Origin of the sequence: Streptomyces sp. NPDC050546, from assembly GCF_044457425.1 — a bacterium.
In the GTDB taxonomy this organism is placed as follows: domain Bacteria; phylum Actinomycetota; class Actinomycetes; order Streptomycetales; family Streptomycetaceae; genus Streptomyces.
This window is the reverse complement of record NZ_JBITGX010000020.1, coordinates 76,235-99,329: the sequence shown is the minus strand read 5'-3', so window position 1 is coordinate 99,329 and position 23,095 is coordinate 76,235. Positions and strand designations below refer to the sequence as shown.

Genomic DNA, 23,095 nt, shown 5'->3' with positions numbered 1-23,095 from the left:
TCTCTCGGCGCCTCGGGACCGCCGGGCGGGAGGTCAGCTGAAGCAGTAGGCCGGGGGTTCGGCCATATTCCGGTGGCGGGCCGAGGCGCCGCTCCGGGATGATCGCGCGCATGCCTTCTACAGTGACGAATGTGGCGATCGACTGTGCGGACGCCTACCGGCTGGCGCAGTTCTGGAGCGAGGTGACCGGACGCGCGCTGGATCCCGAGGACGAACCGGGTGACCCTGAGACGGAGATTATGCTGCCCGGCGGCCCGGCCTTGCACTTCAACGAGGTTCCCGAGCCGAAGTCGATCAAGAACAGGCTCCATCTGTGCCTGCGCCCGGACACCTCACGTGAGGCAGAGGTCGAGCGGCTGCTGAAGCTGGGCGCCTCCCTGGTCGCCGATCATCGCAAGCCCGACGGCTGGGGCTGGGTCGTTCTCGCCGACCCGGAAGACAACGAGTTCTGCGTTCTGCTGGCCGAATCCGAGCGGGCGGCATTGTCCGAGTCGCCGAAGCAGGGGACCTGACCTACTGGGCCCGCCTTCGGAACAATTCGTTCGGGTTTGAACGATGGCTCGCGTAGCGTGCGCCAGTCATCAGGCGGAAGGCGGGTTGTGGGCGTGGCACCCAAGAGCGTGACGCGGGAGCAGTTGGCGGGTGCGGCGGGGGCCGCGCTGGGCGGTGGGCGGCGGCTGGAGGCGGTCGAGCGGCTCGCGGGCGGCACCACGAAGGGCGTCTACCGGCTGACGATGGACGACGCGATGACGGCGATCGCCTACCTGTGGGAGGACTCAGAGAACTACTGGCCGGTCACTGAGCACGATGGCGACCTCGCCGACCCGTTCTCGCCCGGCATCGGGCTCGACCTGTTCGAGGCCGCGCACGCGCAGCTGGAGGCACTGGGCCTTCGGGTTCTCGAGATCCACCTGGTCGACCGGGACCGCGTCCACTGCCCGGCCGACCTCGCGATCGTCGAGGACGTGCCCGGCGGGAACCTGATGGACCTGCGCAATCGCGACCCCCGCGCTGCGGAGCCGACCATGAAGCGCCTCGCCGCGAGCCTGGCGATGATGCGCGGCCATCGGGCGCCGGCCTTCGGCAAGGTGGCTCTGATCGACGCGGGTGGCACATCACGTTCGGTCTCGTGCGAGCAGGCAGCGCTCGCCTTCGCGCTGCGCTGCCTCGCAGAGGCGGCCGCGCGCGACCGAAGGATCGCCGACGCCCGCGATCTGCTGGAGGAGCGGCTGCGTCAGCTGACCGCGGCGGTGCGGCCGCGCGCCGAGTACTCCCTCGTCCACGGCGAGTTGGGCCTGGACCATGTCATGGTCGACCGGGACGGCCGACCCGTCGTGATCGACATCGAGAACCTGCTGTACTTCGACGTCGAGTGGGAGCACGTGTTCCTACGCCTCCGCCATACCGACAGCCAGTATCAGCAGTTGGCGGTGGACGGCCTCGACGAGGACCGCCTCGCGCTCTACAAACTCACCCAGCATCTGTCGCTGACAGCCGGCCCGCTGCGCCTGCTCGACGGGGACTTCCCCGACCGGGAGTTCATGCGAGGGATCGCCGAGCACCACCTGAAGGAGGCGCTGGCGCTGGTTCCGGCGGGGTGAAGACGGGACCGCGGCCGGGGCGGCCGCTCCGGCCTGGCTTCCCGCGAGAAACTCAGTTGGCGTGCGGCCGGCCGTCGCGGACCCATGTCACCAGAACCAGAGCAGCGGTGACGTACATCAGGACGCTGAAGGTGGCCACCGATTCGACGTACTGCTCGTAGCCGTCCGCGCGCAGCTGAAGCGCGAGGGAACCCAGTGCGGTCCCCAGCGCAGCGGTCGCGCCGGTCATGGCTACGAACGGGCCCTTCGTCATGGATGCTTCCTCCAAGCCACTGGACAACTGATCGAGAACGAGCCTACCTGCCTCGCGACGTCACAGCCGGAAACGGTTGTGGAGATCAGCCGGGCACCAAACCCTGCTCCACACCGGCTAGTTGCCCTCGCGCCCACTCGTCCCGCGACGCAGGAAGGCCACCGGCAGCCCGTCAGGAACGGAACTCCTCGGCGTGGTCTCGGGCCCACTGCGCGAAGGTGCGGGCGGGCCGCCCGGTGACGGCTTCCGCCGTCGGTATGGGCCCCAGGGGCGAGGGGTCGAACGCCTCGGCCTGCGACGGGTCCGACTCAGCACCGCCGTAGTCCTCCAGCCCGAGGAGGAAGTCGGCGTTCTCCGCCGCGAAGCCGCCCTGCTCGAGATAGATCCCGCGGGCCTCCCGCGGAGTCACCATCTCGAAGCGGATCTCCTCCCCCAGCGCCTGGGCGATGAGCTCCACTTGGCGTCGGTGGGTGAGGAGTTCGGGCCCGTTGAGCGTGTACGCCTGCCCCGAGTGGCGCTCCTCGGTCAGGGCGAGACAGGCCACGTCGGCGATGTCCCGCTCATGCACCGGGAACCACGCGGCGTCGGGGAACGGGTCGCGCACCACACGCTCCGCGCGGATGGGCGGCCCCCACAGGGCCAGCTTGTTCAGGGCGAACTCGCCGGGGCGCACATGCGTCCACACCAGCCCCGACGCCTCGACCGCCTGCTCCACCGGCAGATGGAAGTCGGTGTCGAAGCCGCTGGTGACCGCGGCGGAGGAGAGCACCACGATGCGGTGCACGCCCGCCGCCTTAGCCAGGCCGACCACCTCCTCGGCTGTGGCCGCCACGGGGAAGAGGAAGAGCGCGTCGACGCCCTCAAGTGCGCCCGTCAGCGTCTGTGGACGGGTGAGATCGCCCTCGTGGACCCGGACCCCTCGCGGAAACGCCCCGGCCTGTGCCCTGCGGGTCAACGCCCGCACGTCATGCTTCATCTCGACGAGTTGCCGCACGACGTTCCGCCCGACTTGGCCGGCCGCCCCCGTCACCAGGATCGTCATCGTTCACCTTTCGTCTCGTCGCGTCACATCCGTCAGGTGTCGCGAGCCCCGATGCCGTTCTCCAGCGTGCGGATGACCCATGCGGAGGCGCCATGGCGCGGCAGCGTCCCCCCGCTGACCGCCATACAGCCCGCGCAGACGTGAGCCCACAGCACATGTTCGATCCACTCGGCGCTCACCTCCGCATCCAGGAGTCCCTCGGCCTGGCCTCGCCTGATCAGCCGCCCGATCTCCCTGGCCGCAGGTTCGGGGTCGCTTCGCGCGGCGACGGCCTGGGTGATCCGCGCGTCGCCGTACAGGAACAGCACGTGATCGCCGACGTCGAGCATCGCGACCGCCAGCCTGCGCAGCGCCTGCAGTGGCGGGCCCTGCTCGATGCGGGCCTCGTGCAATGACTCTTCGAGCCGATGGAGGGAGTGCTCGACGACCGCCGAGACGAGCATCTCCCGGTCGGGGAAGTACCGCTGGAGGGTGCTGCGCCCGACGTCCGCCGCAGCCGCGAGGTCCGCCAGAGTGGCATCACACCGACGGGACAGCACGGACGCCGCAGCTTCGAGGATCACCCGTCGCGTACGGCCGCGGACTCCCGACTCGCGCATACTGCTGACCATGACCGCACGGTAGCGGTTGCCACCCCACAAGTGACAAGCACCGCCTCGTTATGGGGCGTTGATGCCCCACTTCCGCAGACGTCGCTGATGTCCTGCCACCACGCTCCCCGAACACCGGGGTTCAGGCATGCAGGGTGGGCCGGTAGATGAGCTCCTGGATGTGGCCGTCGAGCGTTCGGTGCTCGATCAACTCGAGGTCGAAGTCCGCTGCGCCCCGGAAGACCGGGTCCAGCCCGGTCCGGCCGGTGATCACAGGGAAGAGCGTCACCTGGACGCGGTCGACCAGGCCGGCGGCCATCAGCGCCCGGTTCATCGACAGGCTGCCGTGTGAGCGCAACGGCACCTCGGACTCCTTCTTGAGCCGGGCGACGACGTCGACGGCATCGCCGCTCACGACGTTCGCGTCGGGCCAGTCGAGGGATCCTTTCAGCGTGGTCGACACCACCGTCGCCGGCAGGCTCCTCATCCGTGTGACCCATGGGTCACGTACGTCGGATTCCTCGGTGCTCGAGGCCAGCATGCGCGCGAACGCCCGATAGGTGTTGGCCCCGAAGACCATCCGCTGTTCCTCGCCGTACAGGGCGAGGCGGTGGTCGAGGAGCTCGGGGCCCTGCTTGCCCCAGTAGCCGGTCCAGTCGCCGCCGGCGGCACCGAAGCCGTCGAGGCTGGAGAAGACGTCGAACGTGTAGGAAGCGGTCATGATGCTCTCCTCGAGTCGAGTCCGATTTGACCACGTGCTGGAGATACAGACCGGCAGCCACGGCGAGACTCATCGCCCCCGGACTCCTGGAAGCGTCAGGCGGTCCGGCAGAGCGCCGCCGGGGCGGCCAGATCGGCCGGTACTGCGGCGCGGGCCACGGTCACGTGCACCGGCCGGACTGTGCGGGTGGGGGCGCCGACCTGTGAGTGGTTCCGCGCGAAGACAAGCAGGCGCAGCACCGCGAACCGCGCGACACCGGCGAGTGCGCAGGCGGAAAGGTAGACGACCTGCTCGAGCACCGCGCTGGGCGCCGCCACGCACTGGTGCAGGATCAGCATCGCCACGCACGTCACCGCGTACGCGGCCGCCGCGGACCCGGCCGACTGCGCATGCTGGCGCCGCGTCGCGCGCCGGCCGACGCCGAAGGTGAAGCGGGAGTGCAATTCGGTTGCGACGAGCGTGGAAACCGCGGTGATCAGCGCGTTGGCCAGGACCCACGGAATGAAGGAGGCGAGCGCCGCCACGGCGAAGCTCGAGGCGAGCCCCACTCCGCCGCCGCAGAGCACGAAGCGGGCGAAGGCGGTGAAGACGCTGGGTGCCGCCTGGTGTCGGCTCTGCGCTGTCATGATCCAACCCCCTTGATCACTTACCCCCGAAACATGTATGTCTCGGCCTACGAGGCCTCCCCATTCATTGTTTCCTGATGCTCAAACGCTACGTTGCGTTCATGGATTGAGCAACGCGCTGACTGCTCATTGCTCCCATACATGCAGGCCATTGCCTCAATTTCGTTGCAATGAGTACAGGACTAATGCAACGATCGAAGAGGGTTTGTTGCAATGGATTGAGAGTGAACGCTCACCGTGTCCCGGCATGCCGGCATGCCCGGCAGGGGGTCTGCGTCAGGACGAGGAGCCCAGGACGCAGAACGCGTGGCCCTCCGGGTCGGCCAGGCACGTCCATGGGACGTCGCCCTGGCCGAGGTCGAGGTCGGTGGCGCCGAGAGTTCGCAGCCGGGCCACCTCCGCTGCCTTGTCGTCGCCGGGGTACGGGAGCAGGTCGATGTGAACACGGTCGGGCACGGTCTTCACGCCGGGTGTGCGGAGGAACTCGAGGTACGGGCCGACTCCCCTGGCGGAGCGCAGTACCGCCTGATCGTCGGTCACCTCGTGCAGGGTCCAGTCCGTCGCCTCGCCCCAGAACCGGGCCATGACCCGCGGATCCTCGCAGTCGACCACCACGGCGGCGATCGGCCCGGTGTCCCGGTAGATCTCCCGAGGTTCCAGTACCCAGAACTCGTTGCCCTCGGGGTCGGCGAGGCCACGGAGGTGGTGGCGAGATCGAGGTGCGCGCGGTTCTTTGTCGTCGACTTGGGTTCCGGGACGGTGACGACCGCCGAGTCGTCAGAGAGAGTGTCGCTCTCGGCGCGAAAATCCGTTGGCTGAGCACGGCGACCACTGCTGGTTTCCCGGAGGCCGTGCGATCGCGGCTGGTGGCCCGGGCCCGGCACTGCGCGGCGTACGGCTACGCGGTGGCCGCCCGGCACCCCGTGGTTCGAGGTGGACGACGGGAACCGGTTCTTCGGCCGGCACCTGAGCCACTCCGGCAAGCGCTCGTGATTCCGGGGGCCGCGTCAGTAGTCGAGATCCAGGTAGTCGATGTCGTTGATGGCGACGTCCGACAGGCCCGTAGCGCGGACTCCGCCGTCCTGGAAGTACACGTCCTTGAAGCCGTCGGCGATGATCTGCCGCATCTGCTGGTCGCCGGCGCCGGCGTCGCGAGCGTCGAACAGGCGGCCTGCGTACTCCGGTGGGAGGTGGACCGTGAGACGGCGGAAGCGGCCGTCGTCCGTTGTGCCGATCGGTGCGGTGTAGCCGAACCGGGCCCTCGTCTCGACCGTGATGCCGCCCGTGGCGGCGGCCTGTCGTCGGCGGCGCTTGCGTACCTGCGGCTGCCAGCGGGCCCGTACGGCTTCGTCGATCTTCGCGGCGACGTCGGGCCGGGCGTGCTTTCGGGCGCCGCGCCGGTAGCGGTTCACGGAGTCAGCGGTGACACCGATCTCCTGGGCGACGGCCTTCGCGCTGCCCAACTGCCGGATCAGATAGCCGATCCGGCCCTTCAGCGTCTTCGGCGGCTCACGGGTGAAGGACTCCCGGTCGGCACGTTCGATCGCCTCCTCGATCTCCCTCACCGGCTACTCCCCTTCTTCCAGGACGGCGTCGCCGCCCTTGATGTGGCGGGCGGGGTTGTAGCCCGCTTCCATCAGGTCGACCGCCCAGGACATCTCCTGGACGCCTTCGAACTTCGCCAGGCCCGGGGTGGGCCCGAGGCGGAAGGTGCCGGGGATGGGCTTGCCGGACGTGCTGTACGGGAGGATGTCGATCGGCGAGCGGGACGGCGAGGGGTAGACGACGCAGTCGGACAGCACGGCGAGCGGGTACAGGCCCGTCATCCGGGCCATGTTGAGCAGCTTGCGGTGCATGTTGACCCGGGCCTTGGAGATGACCGCGGCACGGATGTCCGGGCGCCAGGTCGGGCGCTCCATGGCCGGCCACGCGTCACCCTCCCGGTAGCCCTTGCCCTGGGGGCGCTCGCGGAGCTTGCCGACTCCGCCCTTCACTGTGGCTTTGATGGCGGCGAGCACGGCTGCCAGGGCCGGGTCGGTGTCCTTGTGCCGCTCCATCGCCGCGAGGAAGGCGCGGTCGTCCAGGTCGCGGGTGACGCCGAGGTCGGCCATGGTGTCGACGTACGCGGTCCGCAGCCGGTCGTGCCACGGGTCCAGGTAGGCGCCGGTCTCCCGCCGCAGGTACGCCTCCAGCGGCTGGACGTTGTAGCCGAGTTCCTGGGCGTAGGCGACGGTGTGGGTCTGATACCAGGCCGGTCCTGTGGGAGGGGCGCCGGACGGCGTGAACGGGCTGGGCAGTCGCGGGTCGAGCTCGACGTGGGAGAGGTCGACCAGCCAGGAGCCTGGAATCTTCGGGTTGAACTTCGGGGTGTGGAAGTGGTCCGGGGCGGACAGGCCGACGACGAGGCGGGCGGCGGAGGCGAGGAAGGCGGTGTTCAGGTCCAGCCCGAGTGCCCAGGGCAGGGACACCTCGTCCCCGGTGAGCAGGTTGACGTCGCGCACCCACTGGTAGGCCTCCTCGTCGAGGAAGCCGCCCTTCCAGTCGTGGTGCACGACCAGGGGGTGTTCGGGGACGCATTCCGGCGGGGCCGGGTCGATCGGTTCCGTGCCGAGCGAGCCGGGGTTGTGGCCCGGACTCCACTGCCCGGTCGTACGATCCTGCACCGCGCGCGTGGGCGGGCGCAGCGCCGTCATCAGCTCCAGTCCTGAGACGGCCGTCGAACCGCGCGGGGTGAGGACGCGCTGTGCGTAGACGCCCAGGACGCGGGCGATGTCGGCCGGCGCCAAGTCCGCGACGCCGGGCCAGGATCGCTCGTCGAGGGCGTCCCAGGACAGGACCGCGAGCTGCACGCACTGCCGCTGACTGCCCTGGGCCGGGCGGTACACGCGGGCCCACGGGCCGAATCCGCGTTGGGTCAGCTTCCACTTCGCCCTGGTGACCTGCTTGACGACCGGGTGATCATCCGCCAGCCGCAGGCCCCGGCGGTCCTCCAACCGCTCGGGCAGGCCGAGCTTCACGGCGGCGGCCGCGGTGAGCACGATCAGCGGATCGGCGTCACGGCCGTTGCGGTGCAGTCGGGTCGCGCCGAGCCCGGACTCGTGCAGCGTCCACTCCACCAACTCCGGGACGGTGGAAGCGGGGCAGTCCAGCACGATCCCGTCCACGCCGTACGCCGAGCCGTCATCGTCCAGGACGGCGAGCGGGCCGTGCGGGAAGCCGGAGTCGACGGGGGGCTTCGTGGCGTTCTTCGCGGCCGGGCGCCGCGACGACGTCGCCGGGCGGGCGGCCGGACGGGCGGGGCGCTCGGGGGCGGGCTGGACGGCGGGCGTCTCCACCGGCGCGACGCGCTCCGGTGCGATGTGCTGCGGTGCGACGCGCTCCAGTGCGGTGTGCTCCGGTGCGGTGTGCTCCGGTGCGGGCGCGTCTGGGTGGGCGGGCGTGGCCGACGTCTCCTGCGGCGGCGCGGCGGCTGGGGCCGTCGGGGTGCCGTGCGTGGGGTACTTCGCCGCCCAGCCGTTGAGCAGGCGCTGGTACGCCTCCAGGCGGGGCGACTTCGGCTCGCTCCGGCCGTTCTCGTAGTTCTTCACCGTCTGCGTCGACGTCTTCAGCGCGAGGGCGAGACGGGCCTGGGTGATGCCGGCGGCCTCACGCAGCCGGGCGCGTTCCGCCGGGGGTGGGAGCTGCGGCTCCTCTTCCAACAGCGCGTCGACGGACGCGAACAGCTCTTCCTCGGTGGCCATGCGGATCTCCCTTCGCACGGCCACCCTAGCAATGCTTACCTCGCCATTTAACCTGCTTCTTTAACCCGATCAGGGGTTGACTCCGGGTGGGTGCGTGACGTCGCCCGAGAGGAGGGATCCCACAGCGCGCTCCACCTCCGCAATGCGGTCGGCGAGTGCTGCCGTGCCAGGATCGCCTTCCGGTCTGTCGCGCAGAAGCAGTTCGATTTCGGTGAGCTGTCGGGCGATCTCCGTGAGCCGGTCCGTGTCCGTGCCGGTCGCACGCATCGCCAACTGGCGGTTCTTGCGGTGCAGATCGAGGAAGACGGTGACCTTGGTGCGCAGCACCCAGGGGTCGACCGGTTTGGCGATGAAGTCGGCGGCGCCGATGGCGTATCCCCTGTAGGCGTAGTCGGCGCCGCCTTCGGTTCCGGTCACCAGGATGATGGGGACGTCTTTGGTCTGGTCGAGGCGCTTGATGTTGGCGGCGGTCTCGAAGCCGTCCATGCCGGGCATGCGGACGTCGAGCAGGACGACGGCGAACTCCTGGCGCAGCATGGCTTTCAGGGCCTGTTCTCCGGAGCGTGCACGGACCAGGTGCTGGTGCAGTGGGCCGAGTACGGCTTCGAAGGCGATGAGGTTCTCCTCCATGTCGTCGACGATGAGGATGCTGCACGGGCTGGCCAGGTTGAGGTTCATCGTGCGTCCTGGGGCGGATCGTCGGCGGTGTCGTCAGCGGGTGGCGGTGCGGGGTCGTCGGCGGCGCCCTGGGCCTGTGCGGGTACCGGGGGCTCGGTGGGTGGGTCGAGCAGGTCGCAGATGGCCGAGAGCAGGCGGTCGATGTTGACCGGTTTGGGCACGTAGTCGTTGGCTCCGCTGTCGATCGCCTTGTCGCGGTCCTGGGGCATGGCCTTGGCGGTGAGGGCGATGATCGGCAAGTGGGCGAGCCGGGGGGTGTCCCGGATGGTGCGGATGGTCTCGTATCCGTCCATTTCCGGCATCATGATGTCCATCAGGACCAGGGAGACGTCAGCGGCGCGTTCCAGGACCTCGAGGCCCTCCCGGCCGTTCTCGGCGTAGCGCACGGTGATGCCGACTCGGCCCAGTGCGTGGGTGAGGGCGAAGACATTGCGGATGTCGTCGTCGACGATGAGGAGGCGGCGGCCGGCCAGGACGCGGCCGGGGCGGCCGCTGAGCCATTCCTTGAGCCGTGTGGTCTCCGGCCAGGTGTCCTCGCGGCCGTTGGCCGGTTCGGCGGTCCGTGCGCCCGGCAGATCGTCCGGCAGGTGGTCCGGGACCGGGGTGCCGGGCTGGAGGGTTTCCGCGCTGTCGAGCATGTCCTCGGGTGAGGCGTCCCCGACGTCGGCCGCGGGCGGGCCGGGCTCCGGGGGAAGGGCGGGCGCGGTACCGGCGGTGCGCGGGTCCGCGGGGCTCTGTACCGCGGTGGCGCCGGGGTGGAGGGCGGGGATGTAGAGGGTGAAGCGCGAGCCCACGCCCGGCTCGCTCTCGGCGACGATCTTGCCGCCGAGCATTCCGGCGATCTCCCGGCTGATGGACAGACCGAGGCCGGTGCCGCCGTACTTGCGGTTGGTGGTGCCCTCGGACTGCTGGAACGCTTCGAAGATCATCGGAAGCTTCTCGGTGGCGATGCCGATCCCGGTGTCCTTCACGGAGAAGGCGATGACGGCTTCGGCGTCCCTGAGCGTCTCCTCGGTGAAGTGCATGCCCAGCACCCGGCTGACGCGCAGCTCCACATGGCCGTCGTGGGTGAACTTCACCGCGTTGGACAGCAGGTTGCGCAGTACCTGCTGAAGGCGCTGCTCGTCGGAGTACAGCTCACCCGGTACGTCCTTCTCGACCGCGATCTCGAAGCCCAGGCCGCGGTCGATGGTGAGCGGCCGGAAGGTCGCGTGGACGTAGTCGAGCAGCTTGATCAGCGGGAGCGTCTTGGGACGCACGTCCATCCGCCCGGCCTCGATCTTCGACAGGTCGAGGATGTCGCTGATCAGCTGGAGCAGGTCCGAGCCGGAGCGGTGGATGGTGGTCGCGAACTGCACCTCCTGTTCGGCCAGGTGGCCGTCGGGGTTGTCGGCGAGCAGCCGGGCCAGGATCAGCAGGGAGTTCAGCGGCGTGCGCAGTTCGTGCGACATGTTCGCCAGGAACTCCGACTTGTACTGCGAGGCGGTCGCGAGCAGTGCGGCCTTCTCCTCGAGTTCGGCGTTGGAGCGCTGCAGTTCGTCGGAACGCTCGCGCAGTTCGGAGGTGAGCCGCTGGGACTCCGACAGCAGCGACTCCGTACGGGAGTTGGCGATGATCGTGTTGGTCGAGACGCCGATGGTGTTGACGAACTGGTCGATGAAGGCCAGGTGCACATCGTTGAACCTGCTGAGCGAGGCGAGCTCGATCACTCCGAGCACCTGGTCCTCGAAGAGGATGGGCAGGATGACGATGCTGGCCGGACGGGCCGTGCCGAGCCCGGAGTTGATGGTGATGTAGTCGGGCGGGACGTCCGTGATGAGGATGCGCTTCTTCTCCTGCGCGGCCTGTGCGATCAGCCCGCGGCCCGGGGTACCGGTGCCCGGCAGCGGGCTGCCCCCGCCGGCCTGGTCGGTGCCGTACCCGGCGATGAACTGCAGGCCCTCACCCGGCGGCGCCCCCGCCTCGGCCAGGAAGAACGCGCCGAACTGCGCGTTCACCAGCGGCGTCAGCTCGCGCAGGATCAGGTCGGCGACCTCCACGAGGTCGCGGTGGCCCTGCATGAGCCCGGCCATACGGGTCAGGTTCGACTCCAGCCAGTCCTTGGCGCGGGTGGTCTCGCGGAGGTTGGAGACCATGAGGTTGATGTTGTCCTTCAGCTCGGCGACCTCGCCCTGTGCCTCGACCGTGATGGCTCGGGACATGTCGCCCTGGGTGACCGCGCTGGCCACCTCCGCGATCGCCCGGACCTGGGTGGTGAGATTCAGTGCCAGCTCGTTGACGTTGGTGGTCAGCCGTTTCCACGTTCCGTAGACGCCCTCGACGCGCGCCTGGCCGCCCAGCTGTCCCTCGCTGCCGACCTCCCGGGCGACGCGGGTGACCTCGGAGGAGAACGAGGAGAGCGTGTCGACCATCGTGTTGATGGTGGTCTTCAGCTCCAGGATCTCGCCGCGCGCGTCCACGTCGATCTTCTTCGACAGATCGCCCTGGGCGACGGCCGTGGCCACCTGGGCGATGTTGCGGACCTGGGAGGTCAGGTTGTAGGCCATGAAGTTGACGTTGTCCGTGAGGTCCTTCCACACCCCGGACGCACCCGGCACCTGGGCACGGCCGCCCAGCTGTCCCTCCGTGCCGACCTCGCGGGCGACCCGGGTGACCTCGTCGGCGAACGCCCGCAGCTGGTCGACCATCGTGTTCACGGTCTCCTTCAGCTGGAGGATCTCGCCGCGGGCGTCGACGGTGATCTTCTTCGACAGGTCGCCGTTGGCGACGGACGTCGTCACCTGGGCGATGTTGCGGACCTGGGAGGTCAGGTTCGACGCCATGAAGTTGACGTTGTCCGTCAGCTCCTCCCACACTCCCGACACCCCGCGGACCTGGGCCTGCCCGCCCAGATTGCCCTCGGTACCGACCTCTCGGGCGACCCGGGTGACCTCACCCGCGAACGCCGACAGCTGGTCGACCATCGTGTTGATCGTCGACTTGAGCTCCAGGATCTCGCCCTTGGCCTCCACCGTGATCGTCTTGCCCAGATCCCCCTGGGCGACCGCCGTCGCCACCTGGGCGATGTTGCGCACCTGCGAGGTCAGGTTGTCCGCCATGAAGTTGACGTTCTCGGTGAGGTCCTTCCACACCCCCGAGACCCCGCGGACCTGGGCACGGCCGCCGAGACGGCCCTCGGTTCCCACCTCGCGGGCGACCCGGGTGACCTCACCCGCGAACGCCGACAGCTGGTCGACCATCGTGTTCACCGTCAGCTTCAGCTGGAGGATCTCGCCCCGGGCGTCCACCGTGATCTTCTGGCTCAGATCGCCGGTGGCGACCGCCGTGGTCACCTGGGCGATGTTGCGGACCTGGGAGGTCAGGTTCGACGCCATGAAGTTGACGTTGTCCGTGAGGTCCTTCCACACCCCGGACACGCCCGGCACCTGGGCACGGCCGCCCAGCTGCCCCTCCGTGCCGACCTCGCGGGAGACCCGGGTGACCTCGTCGGCGAATGCCCGCAGCTGGTCGACCATGGTGTTGACCGTCAGCTTGAGCTCCAGCAGCTCGCCGGTCGCCTCCACCGTGACCTGCCGGGTCAGATCGCCGCGCGCGACCGCGGTGGTCACCACCGCGATGTCGCGCACCTGCGCGGTCAGCCGGGACGCCATCGTGTTGACGGCCTCGGTCACATAGCGCCAGTCGCCGGACAGCCCCTGCACCGTGGCACGCCCGCCGAGACGGCCCTCGGTACCGACCTCCCGGGAGACGCGGGTCAGCTCACCGGTGAACAGCGACAGCTGCTCCACCATGCGGTTCACCCCCCGCCCCAGGCGCCGCAGATCGCCGCGGAGCTGGCGCCTGCCGTCGTGCAGCTCGGCGCGCTGCGTCAGATCACCGTCGGCGACCGCGTCCAGTACGCGCGTGGCGTTCACGATCGGGACGGCCAGCGCCTCCAGCAGCGCGTTGGCCGCGTCCACGCCCGTCGTCCATCCGCCCGACCCGGGGCTCGCCGCCAGCCGCTCGTCCAGCCGCCCCTGCCGGAGCACCTCCCGGCGCACCCGCTCCAGCTCCAGAGCCAGATGCGCGTTCCGCGTGGTGATCTGGTCGAACACCCCAGCCAGCTCGGCGAGGAGCCCTTCGGGCACGTTACCCATGCGTACGGTGAAATCGCCGTCACGAAGAGAACTCATGGCCGCCAGCAGCGGACGCAGCTGGGTCACGTGCACCCACTCGTCCCCGGGACCGGGGGCAGGTCGGTCAGCGACCGCGGAACCGGTTACAGCGGGCTCCTGCTCCCCGGATTCCGGCTCGGAGGAAGCGACTTCGGAGCGAGCGACAGAATCCATGACAACACACTTCTCTTGGCACAAAATATGACCACTCCCCATTTAGGCTACATTCGTCCTGTACTGGTCCGCAGTGAGCTGGGCAGGGGTTGCCGTGGCGCCACAAGCGGGGTCGCAGACAGGACGGTCCTTGGGTCCGCGTTCAACGGCAGCGGCACGGATGCATGTACCCGCCAACGAACTCGCGGCCGCGGCAGCACGAAAGTTCGTGCGTGCCGTGCTCACCGAACGGACCGCGCCCCACTCCCCCGCCGGGCCGGCGATCAGCGACCGGTCCGTCGACGATGCCGTGCTCCTCGCCAGCGAACTCGTCACCAACGCCGCCGCACACGCCGGGTCCGGCCTCGAAGTGGCCTGTCACCTCGAGGCCGGGGCCGCGCAGACCGGTTCCGTGGCCGGGTGGGCCGAAACCGCACAGGCCGGGGCCGGGTGGGTGGGTGTCGTGGTCGAGGTGCTGGAGCACGGCGCCGCCCGGAGTCCCGGCGGCACGACAAGCCCGCACAGCCCCGTGCACGGCTACCGCCGCCAGCTCATGCACACACTGGCCGAATCCTGGGGCGTGACCTGCCGGCGCACCGGGAAGGCCGCATGGGTCCGCCTGGAATGCGCGACTACGGCTCCCCCGCTTGCCGCCACCGAGCACCGTGTCACGGGCCTCCCGGCCGAGGCCGCCCGTCGCCCGCCGCCTCCCCCCGAGCCCGCTCTGCCGCGCGGACACCCCGGTCACAGAGCCCAGTGGGCGGAACGCGATGGACAGTGGTTCCTCGCCGAGGCCGGAGAGCTCCTCGCCGGACAGCTGGACGAGGACATGGTCGCCGCCCTCGCCGGACAGCTCCTGGTGCCCAGACTCGCCGACTGGTGCGCCATATGGCTCACCACCGACCACGCCGGGGTACGGCTCTCCCGCGTCTGGCACACCGACGAACGGCACATCCGCGCCCTCCGCCGGTCCCTGGAGAAGGATCCCCCGAGCGCGGCACTCAGCACGACCGGTCTCCCCTGGCCCTGGCCCGAATGCGAATCCGCCCCCGACGAGACCGACCACAGCACAGGCGGCTCCGCACTGGCCTTCCCCCTCGTCGCCGGCGGCCGGTATCACGGCACGCTCCTCATCGGCCAGGCAGGACAACCCGAACTCACCGACACCGTCGTACGGCTCGTGGAGGACGTCGCCCGCCGGACGGCCCAGGCGGTGGTCACCGCCCGCCACTACACCCGCCAGGCCACCATCAGCCGCACGCTCCAGCGCCGGCAGCTCCCCACCTCACTCGCCGCCATCCCCGGCATCGACACGGCGATCGTCTACGAGCCCTGGGCGGAGGGGCAGACCGTCGGCGGTGACTTCTACGACCTGTTCCCCATGGGCGGGCACCGGTGGTGCTTCCTCCTCGGTGACGTCTCCGGACACGACATGGAGGCCATGTCCGTCACCGGCCTCGCCCGCCACCTCGTACGGCTGCTCGCACGCGAGGGCCACGGCGTCGAGACCCTTCTCAACCGCCTCAACCACGCGATGGCAGAGGAAGCCGCCGAAGCCGCAGCACCCCGTGGCGAACACGAACACCCTCGCCTGCTCAGCCTGCTCTACGGAGAACTCGAGCCCGACGCCGTCACCGGCAACACCCGATGCACCATCGCCAGCGCCGGACATCCGCCGCCCCTGCGGCTGACGACGAACGGCACCGTCACCTCCGCCGCGCACCCCCAAATACTCCTGGGCGTCGAAGAACACACCAATTACCACGCCGACACCATCACCCTCACACCCGGCGAAACCCTTCTCTGTGTCACCGACGGCGTCACCGAGCGCCGCAACGGCGCACACCAACTCGACGACGACAACGGCCTCGCCCGCATACTCACCACGTGCACCGGGCTCGGTGCCAAGGCGATCGCCGAGCGCGTCCGCCAGATCACCCATGACTTCAGCACCCAGCCCATCGCCGACGACCTGGCCATACTCGTGCTCGAAGCAGTGCCGGTCCTCAGGAGCGCGGGAACCATCACAACCGGCCACCCTCACGGTGAGTTGTGACCCGCCGATCGGCCGAGCGGGTGCCGCGCGGCTCAGAAGTCGGCGGCGACCCGGGCTTCTTCACTCACGCACAGGACCATGCCGACATGCCCTGCAACGCGGCCAGGCGCCTGGCCACGGCGATCTGCTCCTTGCGGGTGGCCAGGTCAGCGCGCGGGGCGAACTTCCGTCCTCCGGCGGCCACCCAGCTGGACTGAGTGAACTGCAGGCCGCCGTAGTGGCCGTTGCCGGTGTTCGCCTTCCAGTTCCCGCCGGACTCGCACGCTGCGATGGCGTCCCAGTCGGGCCCGAATCGGGCGGTCGGCAGGGCCTCCGCCCTGGTGGCGACGCCGAGTATCGCGGCGACCGCGAAGAGCACGAAGGCCGGACTCGCCCTGCGGCGGCGGCAGTCGCGAGTTCTGTTCATTTCAGCGTTCTGTGAAGAAATCATATGTAGACGGTTGCACCGCGTCACATATGTAGCGAACTGAGAACAAGAACTCCTACGCCAAAAGAAGCAGCCATCAACCCGTGCAACGACTGCTCTACCCTCTCCTGCATGGCCGGTGGTGCTTTTCGGCCTGCCAGGTGGCCGAATCAGCCGCTTGGGCCGAGGTGATCCGAGATCCCCGTCAGGAGGACCGTTGCACCACGATGAGCGGACAGACCGGCCCGGAAGTCATGGCGAGCACCAGATCCAGGATGAGTTGGGCACCGTCGACCGCGCCGACCGGTTCTACGACGAGCAGGTGCTGGACCGGCTCAACTCCCGCATGCGGGAGTTCGTGACCCGCCAGGAGATGTTCTTCCTGGCGACCGCGGACAGCCACGGAGAGTGCGACAGCACCTTCCGGGCCGGCCCGCCCGGCTTCCTCCGGGTACTCGACGAAAAGGCCCTGGCCTACCCGGAGTACCGCGGGAACGGCGTCATGGCCTCGCTCGGCAACATCCGGGAGAACCCCCACGTCGGCCTGCTGATGATCGACTTCGCCCGGGACCGCATCGGCCTGCATGTCAACGGCCGGGCGCGGCTGGTCGCCGACGACACGATGCGCCGGAGGCATCCGGACCTGCCGGTTGATCCGGTACCCGGCCGCCGTCCCCACGTCTGGGTGGAGGTCGAGGTCGAGGAGGCGTACATCCACTGCTCGAAGCACATACCGCGGCTGGTCCCGGCACCGCTCCGGCAGCACGCCGGCAGTGCGGACGGTGCCGCGGCCGGCGGGGAGCAGAGCTGGGGCACGGACGACGTCAAGCGCAAGGGCGGCGACTACTTCGGAGCGGCGGCCCAGGAGCGGGGTCTGGCTTCCCGCTGAGCGCCGGCCGGCCTTCTCCGGGGCAGGACCTGTGGCCGCGCCCTCGCCGGTCCCCAGATCCAGGCTGTCTTCGGCCGGCCGGTTGCCTTCGTGGCGTCGCGTCCCCTCGGTGCCGCGGGCCTCGAAACCGCGGACCGGCGTGTCTCCCGCGCGAGGGGGCGGCCCGGTCCGGCCTCGGCGGAGGAGGGAGGGCCAGAGCGAATTGACCCATGATGCCGACCGTGAAATGCACCCCGCGGCCGGTCGATCGGCTCCCTAGGGTCGTAGTCATGACGACGAAGAGCAACGAGACCACGCAGACCGTCCGGACCACGGGGACCGCGGGCTTCGGCCCCGTCCTCACCCGCGCCTCCGAGGCCGAGACGACCCGCGACCCCAGCAGTGTCATGACTCTTCTCGCGGACTCCGGCGACACCGGCGGGCGGCTCACCGGCTACCGGTCGACGTTCGCCGAAGGCGCGGTCGGAGCACCCGCCCATCTGCACACCAAGGCGTCCGAGATGTTCTTCGTGATCGACGGAGCACTTCAGGTGCTGGTGGGCGAGGAGATCACCGTCCTGGAGGCGGGCGACTTCCTCGTCGTGCCGCCGCACACCCCGCACGCCTTCGCCGCTGCGCCCGGCAGGACGGCCGACGTCCTGTTCGTCTTCACCCCGGGCGCCGGCCGCTTCGACTATCTGCGGCTCCTCGGCCGGGTGATGCGCGGCGAGGCCGATCCGCAGGAGATCAAGGACTCCTCGGAGCGGTTCGACAACCACTACGTCGACAGCCCGGCGTGGCGCGAGGCCCTCGCCGCGCGCGGCTGAGACGGGAAGCGGCCGCCGACGCCCTGGGGGAGGGTGCGTCGGCGGCCGCGGTCGGGAGGTGTCCCGCCTCGGATCCCGGGATGCGTCAGAACGCCGGCATGGCGGACACGGCCCGGCTGTCGGCGCCGCGGGCCCTGTTGATGTTGCCGACGAGGGCACCGGCCAGCGGGAAGTTGGCGCTGCCCCAGCCGGCGTTGGACAGCTTCGTGCGCAGGTCGCTCCTCATGTTGTCCAGCGTGAGCAGACCCGGCTTGTCCCAGCCGCCGTCGCCCCAGGCCACCGGTGTCTCGCCCCACTTGGCGAAGCGGAAGGCGTGCGTGCTCGGGCCGTCCTTGTGGTAGACGATCTTGACGTTGTTGCCGTCCATCGGCACCTCGTTGATCGGGTGGGTGCTGTAGCCGCCGTGCCGGGAGGCGGACAGGAAGCGGGGCCTCTCCTCGCCCTTCTGGAACACCACGACGGACTCCCAGTCGTGACGGTGCCCGCGGTCGGTGATGCCGGTGGGGTCACACTGGTCCTTCTCGAAGTACAGGGTGTAGACGTAAGCGCACCAGCCGTTCTTGCACAGGGACTGCGAGTACGTGTCGGCCTTGCCGAGGTGGTTGGTGCGGCATCCGCCGGTGAGTGATCCCGACGGGTTGAGGCCACCGTTGAGGGTGCCGTTGTTGTCGATGGCCGCCGCGGGGAAGCAACTGTCCGAGTCGTAGTCGAAGAACGGCTTGTACTTGGTCTGGAACGTGCTGGCGTTCGGCGGCAGGGGCGTCAATGGCGGCGCTCGCGCTGCCCGCCCGGGTGAGGGTCAGGGCGGCGACGCTGCCTGCCACGAGGGTGAGCCTGCCGAGACGGGCCCTGGCTCTGCCGTTCATTCTTCTCGACCGGGACATCCGGCCCTTGGGCAGCCTCCCCGCCCCGGTCCGGCGGCGCGTCGTCACGTCCCAGGTCCCCGGCCCGGGCCCGGTTCTCCGGGCGGGGCCTCCGTCGGCAGGGGCTACAACTTCGAACTGCGCGCCACCCGCGACGGCCGCCTGCTCCGCGGCGGTCGTCGCCGTCGCCCTGTCCCCCGGCGGCCGCACTCTCTACACCACGCGCGTACACCGTCGCCCCTGAGCGGGCGGTCGAACAGATCTGCGCGCGGGCGCGGTCCTCGAACCTGACCAGGGCACAGTGGCGGACGTACGTGCCGGAGGCGGCGTACCGGGAGGTGTGCGGGGGCTGAGGTCAGCCCCGGTACTCCTCACGCGCTGACCGGGGGAAGGAGACGCAGGACAGGACGACCGCGAAGGGCCAGACCGACTGGATCGTCGTCACCGCGCGTTCAGCGGCGCCAGGGGCACCCTGCTGGTGGAGCTCGGCCAGGAACCATGCCGCCCCCAGCGCCATCACGACGGTCGCCCCCAGGGAGGGAAAGGGCCTCAGGGCCCAGGGCACGGCGTCGCCCCTTCTGGCGGCCAGGACGGGCCAGACCGCGAGGACGACGAAGCCCACGACGGCGACCGAACCGTGCGTGAGGGAACCGCCGCTGGTCGGCGCCGGGAACAGCGCCACGGCCAGGGCCGCCACACCTCCGGCCGCCAGGGCGGCGCGTCCCGCGGGCGCGGCCGGGCGCAGGCCCCACGCGGTGAGCAGGTGGCAGATGCCCAGGGCGACGAAGGCGGCTGTCATCACCCAGTAGCTGGAGCCGCCGGGTGCCGCGAGGACGCTGATCGTCTGGGCGGCGGGGTCGTAGGAGGGTCCCTGCAGGGATGCCGACACCGCCCAGCCCATGATCAGCACGACGGGCGCGCAGCCGGACGACAACAGCACCCATTTTTGAACAGATCGCACCAGGACACCGTAAAGCGGATCTTCGGCTCCTCGCGCCACGAGCGGCGGGTGGGAGGGTCGCTGCAACCGGTGGGCGTGCGGTGCCGTCCTACAGGGCACCATGATCCATTCAAGCTTCACCGGCCCCTGGGCCGGACCGGTGCGTCAGCTGCTCGACTTCGCCTGGACACAGACGCGGGCCTGCGCCTTCGCCATCGCCCTGCTGTGCGGCGTGGCCGTGTCCACGCTGCTGCCCGAGCTCCCTGTGGCGCGCTACGACCTGCTGGTCGTCTACGGCGTGCTGCTCACGCTGGTGTTCTGGATGCGCGGCTGGGAGAACGGGCGGGACGTCGCCGTCATCGCGGTCTGCCATGTCATCGGTCTGGCCTTCGAGCTGGTGAAGGTCTCGCTCGGCTCCTGGAGCTACCCGGAACCGGCTGTGCTGAAGTTCGCCGGTGTCCCGCTGTACGGAGGGTTCCTCTACGCGGCTGTCGGCAGCTACATCTGCCGCGCCTGGCATCTGTTCGACCTGGAGATCGTGCGCTACCGGCCGCGGGCGACCGCGGCGGTGGCCGCGGCCGTCTACGTCAACTTCTTCAGTCATCACTGGCTGCCCGACGTGCGGTGGGTGCTGGCCGGGCTGCTGGTGGCCGTCACCCTGAGGACGTCGGTGCGCTTCACGGTGCGGGGCGTGCGCCGGCAGATGCCGCTGACCGTGTCGTTCGTGCTGATCGGGTTCTTTCTGTGGGTGGCGGAGAATCTGGCCACCCTGGTCGGCGCGTGGCGCTATCCGTATCAGGAGCACGGCTGGGAGCCGGTGGGTGTGGCGAAATTCGGCGCCTGGGCGTTGCTGATCAGCGTGACCTTCGTCCTGGCGGCGGTCGGCCGGCGCGCGGGCTCCGGGGCGGTCCGGTCGGTGCGGTGAGCGAGCGCGGGGAGCGTGGCCCTGCCCGCGTGCGCGAGTCGTCGCCGGAGCCCTCGACTGAGTATCATCCTATGGACGTATTTGAGATGATTTGCCACCGAGGGTTCTTCACCGACCGTGACCACCCTCGCCGGAGTGATCAATGTCCCGCACCGGCACCACGGACGACGGCGACGAGCTGCTGACCAGGCTCGGGGACCTGACGGCCCAGGCGCGAGCGCAGGCCGAGATGCAGCGCTCCCGGGTCGAACTGGCCCTCGCGCTGCAGAGCGACATGCTCCCGCGCGATCTGCCCGTCGCCCGGCGGCTGCATCTGGCCGTGCGGTACGCGCCCGCGACCCAGGGCCTCAACGTGGGCGGCGACTGGTACGACGCCTTCACGCTCGGCGACGGCCGCATCGGTCTGTCCATCGGTGACGTCCAGGGCCACAACATCGAGGCAGCCGCCTTCATGGGGCAGGTGCGGGCCGGGCTGCGGGCCCTGGCCTCCGTCACCAGCGAGCCGGGCGAGGTCCTGGCCCGGACCAACGAACTGCTGCTGTCCCTGGGCTCGGACCTGTTCGCCACCTGCACCTTCATGCGGCTCGATCCGTGCGCCGGAGTGCTGGAGAGCGCGCGGGCGGGGCATCTGCCCTGCATCTGGGCCACGGCCGACGGGAAGTCCGGCCTCACCGCGGACGAGGGCGGTCCGCCTCTCGGTGTCCAGGCGGGGCCGCCGTATCCGGTGACCCGGTACGAGCTCACCACGGGCGGTGTGTTCGTACTGCTCACGGACGGTGTCGTGGAGGGGCCGTCGATGCCGCTGGAGGAGGGACTGGACCAGGTGACGCGGCTCGCGGGCATCGCCGCGGTGGCGGGCATGGACGTGGACGGGCTCGCGGCCGCCGTGATCAAGGGTGCCGAGCGGGTGGGGCACGACGACGACGCCGCCGTCCTGGTGGTCGGCCTCGACGGGCCGGACGCTCAGCCATAGGGCCGCAGGGCTCCGCTCTCACCTCGCCGACGCGGCGACCTCGGTGTGTGATGGCTGCTGTGGTGGGTAGCCAGGATCTGCGCAAGCCGGTCGTCCTCGCTCTGCAGACGCTCGCCGTCGCCGCCTGCTACTACGCGTCGGGGAAGCTGGGCCTGCTGCGGGAGCTGGTCGTCGAGGGCGCGGTCGTCACACCCATCTGGCCCCCCACCGGCGTCTCGGTCGCCTTCCTGCTGATCCTCGGGCTGCGCTGCTGGCCGGGGATCGCCCTGGGCGCCTTTCTCGTCATCGTCTCCATCACCTCCGTCACGCCCTCGTCGCTCGGCGTCCTGGCGGGCAACACGGCGGCACCCGTCGTCGGGTACCTGCTGCTGCGCCGGGCCGGTTTCCGGACCGATCTCGCGCGGCTGCGGGACGGTCTCGCCCTGGTGTTTCTCGGGGCGTTCACCGCCATGCTGATCAGCTCGACCGTGGGCGCGGGCCTCCTGATCGCCACGGCCAAGCTCGACTGGCCGAGCTTCTGGGCCGTGTGGCTGGCCTGGTGGGTGGGTGACGCGATGGGGGTGCTGATCGTCACCCCGGTGCTGCTCCTGCTGGCACGCTTCCGTCCGCCCCTGCGGCTGACCCGCTGGAAGGAGGCCTCGGGCCTGGCGCTGATCGCCTGCTGTGTCGTTCCGCTGGCCGCGCACAGCTGGCTCAGTCTGCTGTTCCTCGTCTACCCCCTGCTGATCTGGGCGGCTCTGCGTTTCCAGCTGGCGGGCAGCATGTTGTGCGCCCTCTTCGCCTCGATCATGGTCACGGTCGCGGCGACCAACCGGGTCGGTCCGTTCGACGGGCTCAGCCGCGTGGAGGTGATGCTCAAGTTGCAGGCCTTCAACGGGGCGATGGCCCTGACGGCGCTCATCCTGTCGGCCGTGATCACCGAGCAGATCAACACGCGGCGTTCCGTGGAGCGCGCGTGCCAGGAACTGGTCGAGGTCCTGGAGCACCTCACCGCGGGCGAGTCGGCGGACGGCCGGGCCCCCCTGGAGGAGGGCGGGCAGGGACGGAGGCAGGACGAGTGACGACCCGAGGCCGTTCGGAGAAATCGCTTGCCGCGGCCGGGACGCCGTGAGCCTTCGCGGGCCGGCGGGCACACGGCCGGGCGTGGTCACCGAGACGTAGGGTGGGCGCCATGACCGAGGTGGAGGTGCTGCAACTGCTGGTGTCACCTGCGCACCGGCTGGCCGGACGACCGGCGGACGGGCCCTCCCCCGGCCCGTCGGACGAACGCGTCCCACGGGCGGAGGTACGCAGCGGTCTGGGGCTGGTGGGCGACCGCTACTACGCCCGGCCCGCCCACCGCAACGCGTCGGTGACCATCATGGCCTCGGAGAGCCTCCCGCAGGACGCCGACCTTCGGCACACCCGCCGGAACATCCTGCTCGCGGGCATCGACATCGACGCGTACATCGGTACGACGATCTCCCTGGACTGCGGCGCCGGGCCGGTGGAGTTCGCCGTCCACCGGCCCGCCCGGCCCTGCGCCTGGATGGACGTGACGATCGGCCCCGGCGCCCAGCGTGCCCTGCGCGGGCGGGGCGGTGTGCGGTGCACGCCGCTGAGCGACGGGGTCCTCACACTCGGCCCGGTCACGTTCCGGGTCGTGGCCGGGGCCGGCGCCACGCCGTGAAGCCGCCCGG

At 70.1% G+C, this 23,095-nt stretch carries 21 protein-coding genes and 1 pseudogene; 9 read left to right on the top strand and 13 right to left on the bottom strand.

Annotated elements, in window-relative coordinates; translation table 11 throughout:
• Positions 1-110: 110 nt before the first annotated feature.
• Together ACIBK5_RS36900 and ACIBK5_RS36895 are read left to right on the top strand one after the other, a co-directional pair.
• Positions 111-512, top strand: coding sequence for a VOC family protein (locus ACIBK5_RS36900; protein ID WP_399026826.1), 402 nt, complete (start codon positions 111-113; stop codon positions 510-512).
• Between the two features lie 108 nt (positions 513-620).
• A complete protein-coding gene (locus ACIBK5_RS36895; protein WP_399026824.1) occupies positions 621-1,601 on the top strand; it encodes a phosphotransferase family protein in 981 nt (326 codons plus the stop codon).
• A gap of 52 nt (positions 1,602-1,653) precedes the next feature.
• Here ACIBK5_RS36895 and ACIBK5_RS36890 read toward each other — a convergent pair whose 3' ends face one another.
• The 10 genes and pseudogenes from ACIBK5_RS36890 to ACIBK5_RS36845 form a co-directional block, all read right to left on the bottom strand.
• Positions 1,654-1,854: an SCO3870 family protein gene (locus ACIBK5_RS36890; protein WP_399026715.1), complete on the bottom strand. Its 201-nt coding sequence runs from the start codon at positions 1,852-1,854 to the stop codon at positions 1,654-1,656.
• 172 nt (positions 1,855-2,026) lie between these two features.
• Positions 2,027-2,896 (bottom strand): NAD(P)H-binding protein, encoded by an 870-nt coding sequence (locus tag ACIBK5_RS36885; RefSeq protein WP_399026713.1) that lies wholly within the window; start codon positions 2,894-2,896, stop codon positions 2,027-2,029.
• 32 nt (positions 2,897-2,928) lie between these two features.
• Positions 2,929-3,507 (bottom strand): TetR/AcrR family transcriptional regulator, encoded by a 579-nt coding sequence (locus ACIBK5_RS36880; protein ID WP_399026711.1) that lies wholly within the window; start codon positions 3,505-3,507, stop codon positions 2,929-2,931.
• A gap of 121 nt (positions 3,508-3,628) precedes the next feature.
• The gene (locus tag ACIBK5_RS36875; RefSeq protein ID WP_399026709.1) at positions 3,629-4,207 is read right to left on the bottom strand and encodes a dihydrofolate reductase family protein; all 579 of its coding nucleotides are present in this window, start codon (positions 4,205-4,207) and stop codon (positions 3,629-3,631) included.
• Positions 4,208-4,302: 95 nt separating this feature from the next.
• Positions 4,303-4,833 (bottom strand): hypothetical protein, encoded by a 531-nt coding sequence (locus ACIBK5_RS36870; protein WP_399026707.1) that lies wholly within the window; start codon positions 4,831-4,833, stop codon positions 4,303-4,305.
• A 276-nt stretch (positions 4,834-5,109) separates the two neighbouring features.
• Positions 5,110-5,753: pseudogene (locus tag ACIBK5_RS36865) on the bottom strand (VOC family protein).
• An 87-nt stretch (positions 5,754-5,840) separates the two neighbouring features.
• Positions 5,841-6,398 (bottom strand): telomere-protecting terminal protein Tpg, encoded by a 558-nt coding sequence (gene tpg / locus ACIBK5_RS36860; protein WP_399026705.1) that lies wholly within the window; start codon positions 6,396-6,398, stop codon positions 5,841-5,843.
• Positions 6,399-6,401: 3 nt separating this feature from the next.
• Positions 6,402-8,573 carry a telomere-associated protein Tap gene (tap, locus tag ACIBK5_RS36855; protein ID WP_399026703.1) on the bottom strand — a complete coding sequence of 724 codons (2,172 nt, stop codon included), beginning with the start codon at positions 8,571-8,573 and terminating at the stop codon, positions 6,402-6,404.
• A gap of 69 nt (positions 8,574-8,642) precedes the next feature.
• On the bottom strand, positions 8,643-9,251 hold the full coding sequence (locus ACIBK5_RS36850; protein ID WP_399026701.1) for a two-component system response regulator: 609 nt from the start codon (positions 9,249-9,251) through the stop codon (positions 8,643-8,645).
• Positions 9,248-13,423: a HAMP domain-containing protein gene (locus ACIBK5_RS36845; RefSeq protein WP_399026822.1), complete on the bottom strand. Its 4,176-nt coding sequence runs from the start codon at positions 13,421-13,423 to the stop codon at positions 9,248-9,250. Before ACIBK5_RS36845 ends, ACIBK5_RS36850 begins: the two co-directional genes overlap by 4 nt.
• A 316-nt stretch (positions 13,424-13,739) precedes the next feature.
• Here ACIBK5_RS36845 and ACIBK5_RS36840 point away from each other — a divergent pair, with 316 nt between their 5' ends.
• On the top strand, positions 13,740-15,614 hold the full coding sequence (locus ACIBK5_RS36840) for a SpoIIE family protein phosphatase (RefSeq protein WP_399026699.1): 1,875 nt from the start codon (positions 13,740-13,742) through the stop codon (positions 15,612-15,614).
• Positions 15,615-15,678: 64 nt separating this feature from the next.
• Here the strand turns inward: ACIBK5_RS36840 and ACIBK5_RS36835 are convergent, their stop codons facing one another.
• The gene (locus ACIBK5_RS36835; protein ID WP_399026697.1) at positions 15,679-16,020 is read right to left on the bottom strand and encodes a transglycosylase family protein; all 342 of its coding nucleotides are present in this window, start codon (positions 16,018-16,020) and stop codon (positions 15,679-15,681) included.
• 217 nt (positions 16,021-16,237) lie between these two features.
• Between ACIBK5_RS36835 and ACIBK5_RS36830 the strand changes: the two genes are divergently transcribed.
• Together ACIBK5_RS36830 and ACIBK5_RS36825 are read left to right on the top strand one after the other, a co-directional pair.
• Positions 16,238-16,909 carry a pyridoxamine 5'-phosphate oxidase family protein gene (locus tag ACIBK5_RS36830; protein WP_399026695.1) on the top strand — a complete coding sequence of 224 codons (672 nt, stop codon included), beginning with the start codon at positions 16,238-16,240 and terminating at the stop codon, positions 16,907-16,909.
• 269 nt (positions 16,910-17,178) lie between these two features.
• Positions 17,179-17,715: a cupin domain-containing protein gene (locus ACIBK5_RS36825; RefSeq protein WP_399026693.1), complete on the top strand. Its 537-nt coding sequence runs from the start codon at positions 17,179-17,181 to the stop codon at positions 17,713-17,715.
• Positions 17,716-17,800: 85 nt separating this feature from the next.
• Here ACIBK5_RS36825 and ACIBK5_RS36820 read toward each other — a convergent pair whose 3' ends face one another.
• Together ACIBK5_RS36820 and ACIBK5_RS36815 are read right to left on the bottom strand one after the other, a co-directional pair.
• Complete coding sequence (locus tag ACIBK5_RS36820; RefSeq protein ID WP_399026691.1) at positions 17,801-18,481, bottom strand: NPP1 family protein; 681 nt, start codon at positions 18,479-18,481, stop codon at positions 17,801-17,803.
• Positions 18,482-18,933: 452 nt separating this feature from the next.
• Positions 18,934-19,539, bottom strand: a complete 606-nt coding sequence (locus ACIBK5_RS36815; protein WP_399026689.1) for a DUF998 domain-containing protein — start codon at positions 19,537-19,539, stop codon at positions 18,934-18,936.
• 100 nt (positions 19,540-19,639) lie between these two features.
• On the opposite strand from ACIBK5_RS36815, the gene ACIBK5_RS36810 reads away from it, so the two are divergent.
• From ACIBK5_RS36810 to ACIBK5_RS36795, 4 genes are all read left to right on the top strand, one after another.
• Complete coding sequence (locus tag ACIBK5_RS36810) at positions 19,640-20,443, top strand: DUF817 domain-containing protein (RefSeq protein WP_399026688.1); 804 nt, start codon at positions 19,640-19,642, stop codon at positions 20,441-20,443.
• Positions 20,444-20,585: 142 nt separating this feature from the next.
• Positions 20,586-21,416, top strand: coding sequence for a PP2C family protein-serine/threonine phosphatase (locus tag ACIBK5_RS36805; RefSeq protein ID WP_382484004.1), 831 nt, complete (start codon positions 20,586-20,588; stop codon positions 21,414-21,416).
• A 59-nt stretch (positions 21,417-21,475) separates the two neighbouring features.
• Positions 21,476-22,477, top strand: coding sequence for an MASE1 domain-containing protein (locus ACIBK5_RS36800; protein ID WP_399026686.1), 1,002 nt, complete (start codon positions 21,476-21,478; stop codon positions 22,475-22,477).
• Between the two features lie 110 nt (positions 22,478-22,587).
• Positions 22,588-23,085, top strand: a complete 498-nt coding sequence (locus tag ACIBK5_RS36795; protein ID WP_399026682.1) for a molybdenum cofactor biosysynthesis protein — start codon at positions 22,588-22,590, stop codon at positions 23,083-23,085.
• Positions 23,086-23,095: the final 10 nt, after the last annotated feature.

Excerpts from the sequence above, each read along its gene's own strand:
- ACIBK5_RS36900 (WP_399026826.1), top strand. The coding sequence starts at position 111 with ATGCCTTCTACAGTGACGAATGTGGCGATCGACTGTGCGGACGCCTAC.
- ACIBK5_RS36890 (WP_399026715.1), bottom strand. The coding sequence starts at position 1,854 with ATGACGAAGGGCCCGTTCGTAGCCATGACCGGCGCGACCGCTGCGCTG.
- ACIBK5_RS36885 (WP_399026713.1), bottom strand. The coding sequence starts at position 2,896 with ATGACGATCCTGGTGACGGGGGCGGCCGGCCAAGTCGGGCGGAACGTC.
- ACIBK5_RS36880 (WP_399026711.1), bottom strand. The coding sequence starts at position 3,507 with ATGGTCAGCAGTATGCGCGAGTCGGGAGTCCGCGGCCGTACGCGACGG.
- ACIBK5_RS36875 (WP_399026709.1), bottom strand. The coding sequence starts at position 4,207 with ATGACCGCTTCCTACACGTTCGACGTCTTCTCCAGCCTCGACGGCTTC.
- ACIBK5_RS36870 (WP_399026707.1), bottom strand. The coding sequence starts at position 4,833 with ATGACAGCGCAGAGCCGACACCAGGCGGCACCCAGCGTCTTCACCGCC.
- tap (WP_399026703.1), bottom strand. The coding sequence starts at position 8,573 with ATGGCCACCGAGGAAGAGCTGTTCGCGTCCGTCGACGCGCTGTTGGAA.
- ACIBK5_RS36850 (WP_399026701.1), bottom strand. The coding sequence starts at position 9,251 with ATGAACCTCAACCTGGCCAGCCCGTGCAGCATCCTCATCGTCGACGAC.
- ACIBK5_RS36845 (WP_399026822.1), bottom strand. The coding sequence starts at position 13,423 with ATGAGTTCTCTTCGTGACGGCGATTTCACCGTACGCATGGGTAACGTG.
- ACIBK5_RS36840 (WP_399026699.1), top strand. The coding sequence starts at position 13,740 with ATGCATGTACCCGCCAACGAACTCGCGGCCGCGGCAGCACGAAAGTTC.
- ACIBK5_RS36835 (WP_399026697.1), bottom strand. The coding sequence starts at position 16,020 with ATGAACAGAACTCGCGACTGCCGCCGCCGCAGGGCGAGTCCGGCCTTC.
- ACIBK5_RS36825 (WP_399026693.1), top strand. The coding sequence starts at position 17,179 with ATGACGACGAAGAGCAACGAGACCACGCAGACCGTCCGGACCACGGGG.
- ACIBK5_RS36810 (WP_399026688.1), top strand. The coding sequence starts at position 19,640 with ATGATCCATTCAAGCTTCACCGGCCCCTGGGCCGGACCGGTGCGTCAG.
- ACIBK5_RS36805 (WP_382484004.1), top strand. The coding sequence starts at position 20,586 with ATGTCCCGCACCGGCACCACGGACGACGGCGACGAGCTGCTGACCAGG.
- ACIBK5_RS36795 (WP_399026682.1), top strand. The coding sequence starts at position 22,588 with ATGACCGAGGTGGAGGTGCTGCAACTGCTGGTGTCACCTGCGCACCGG.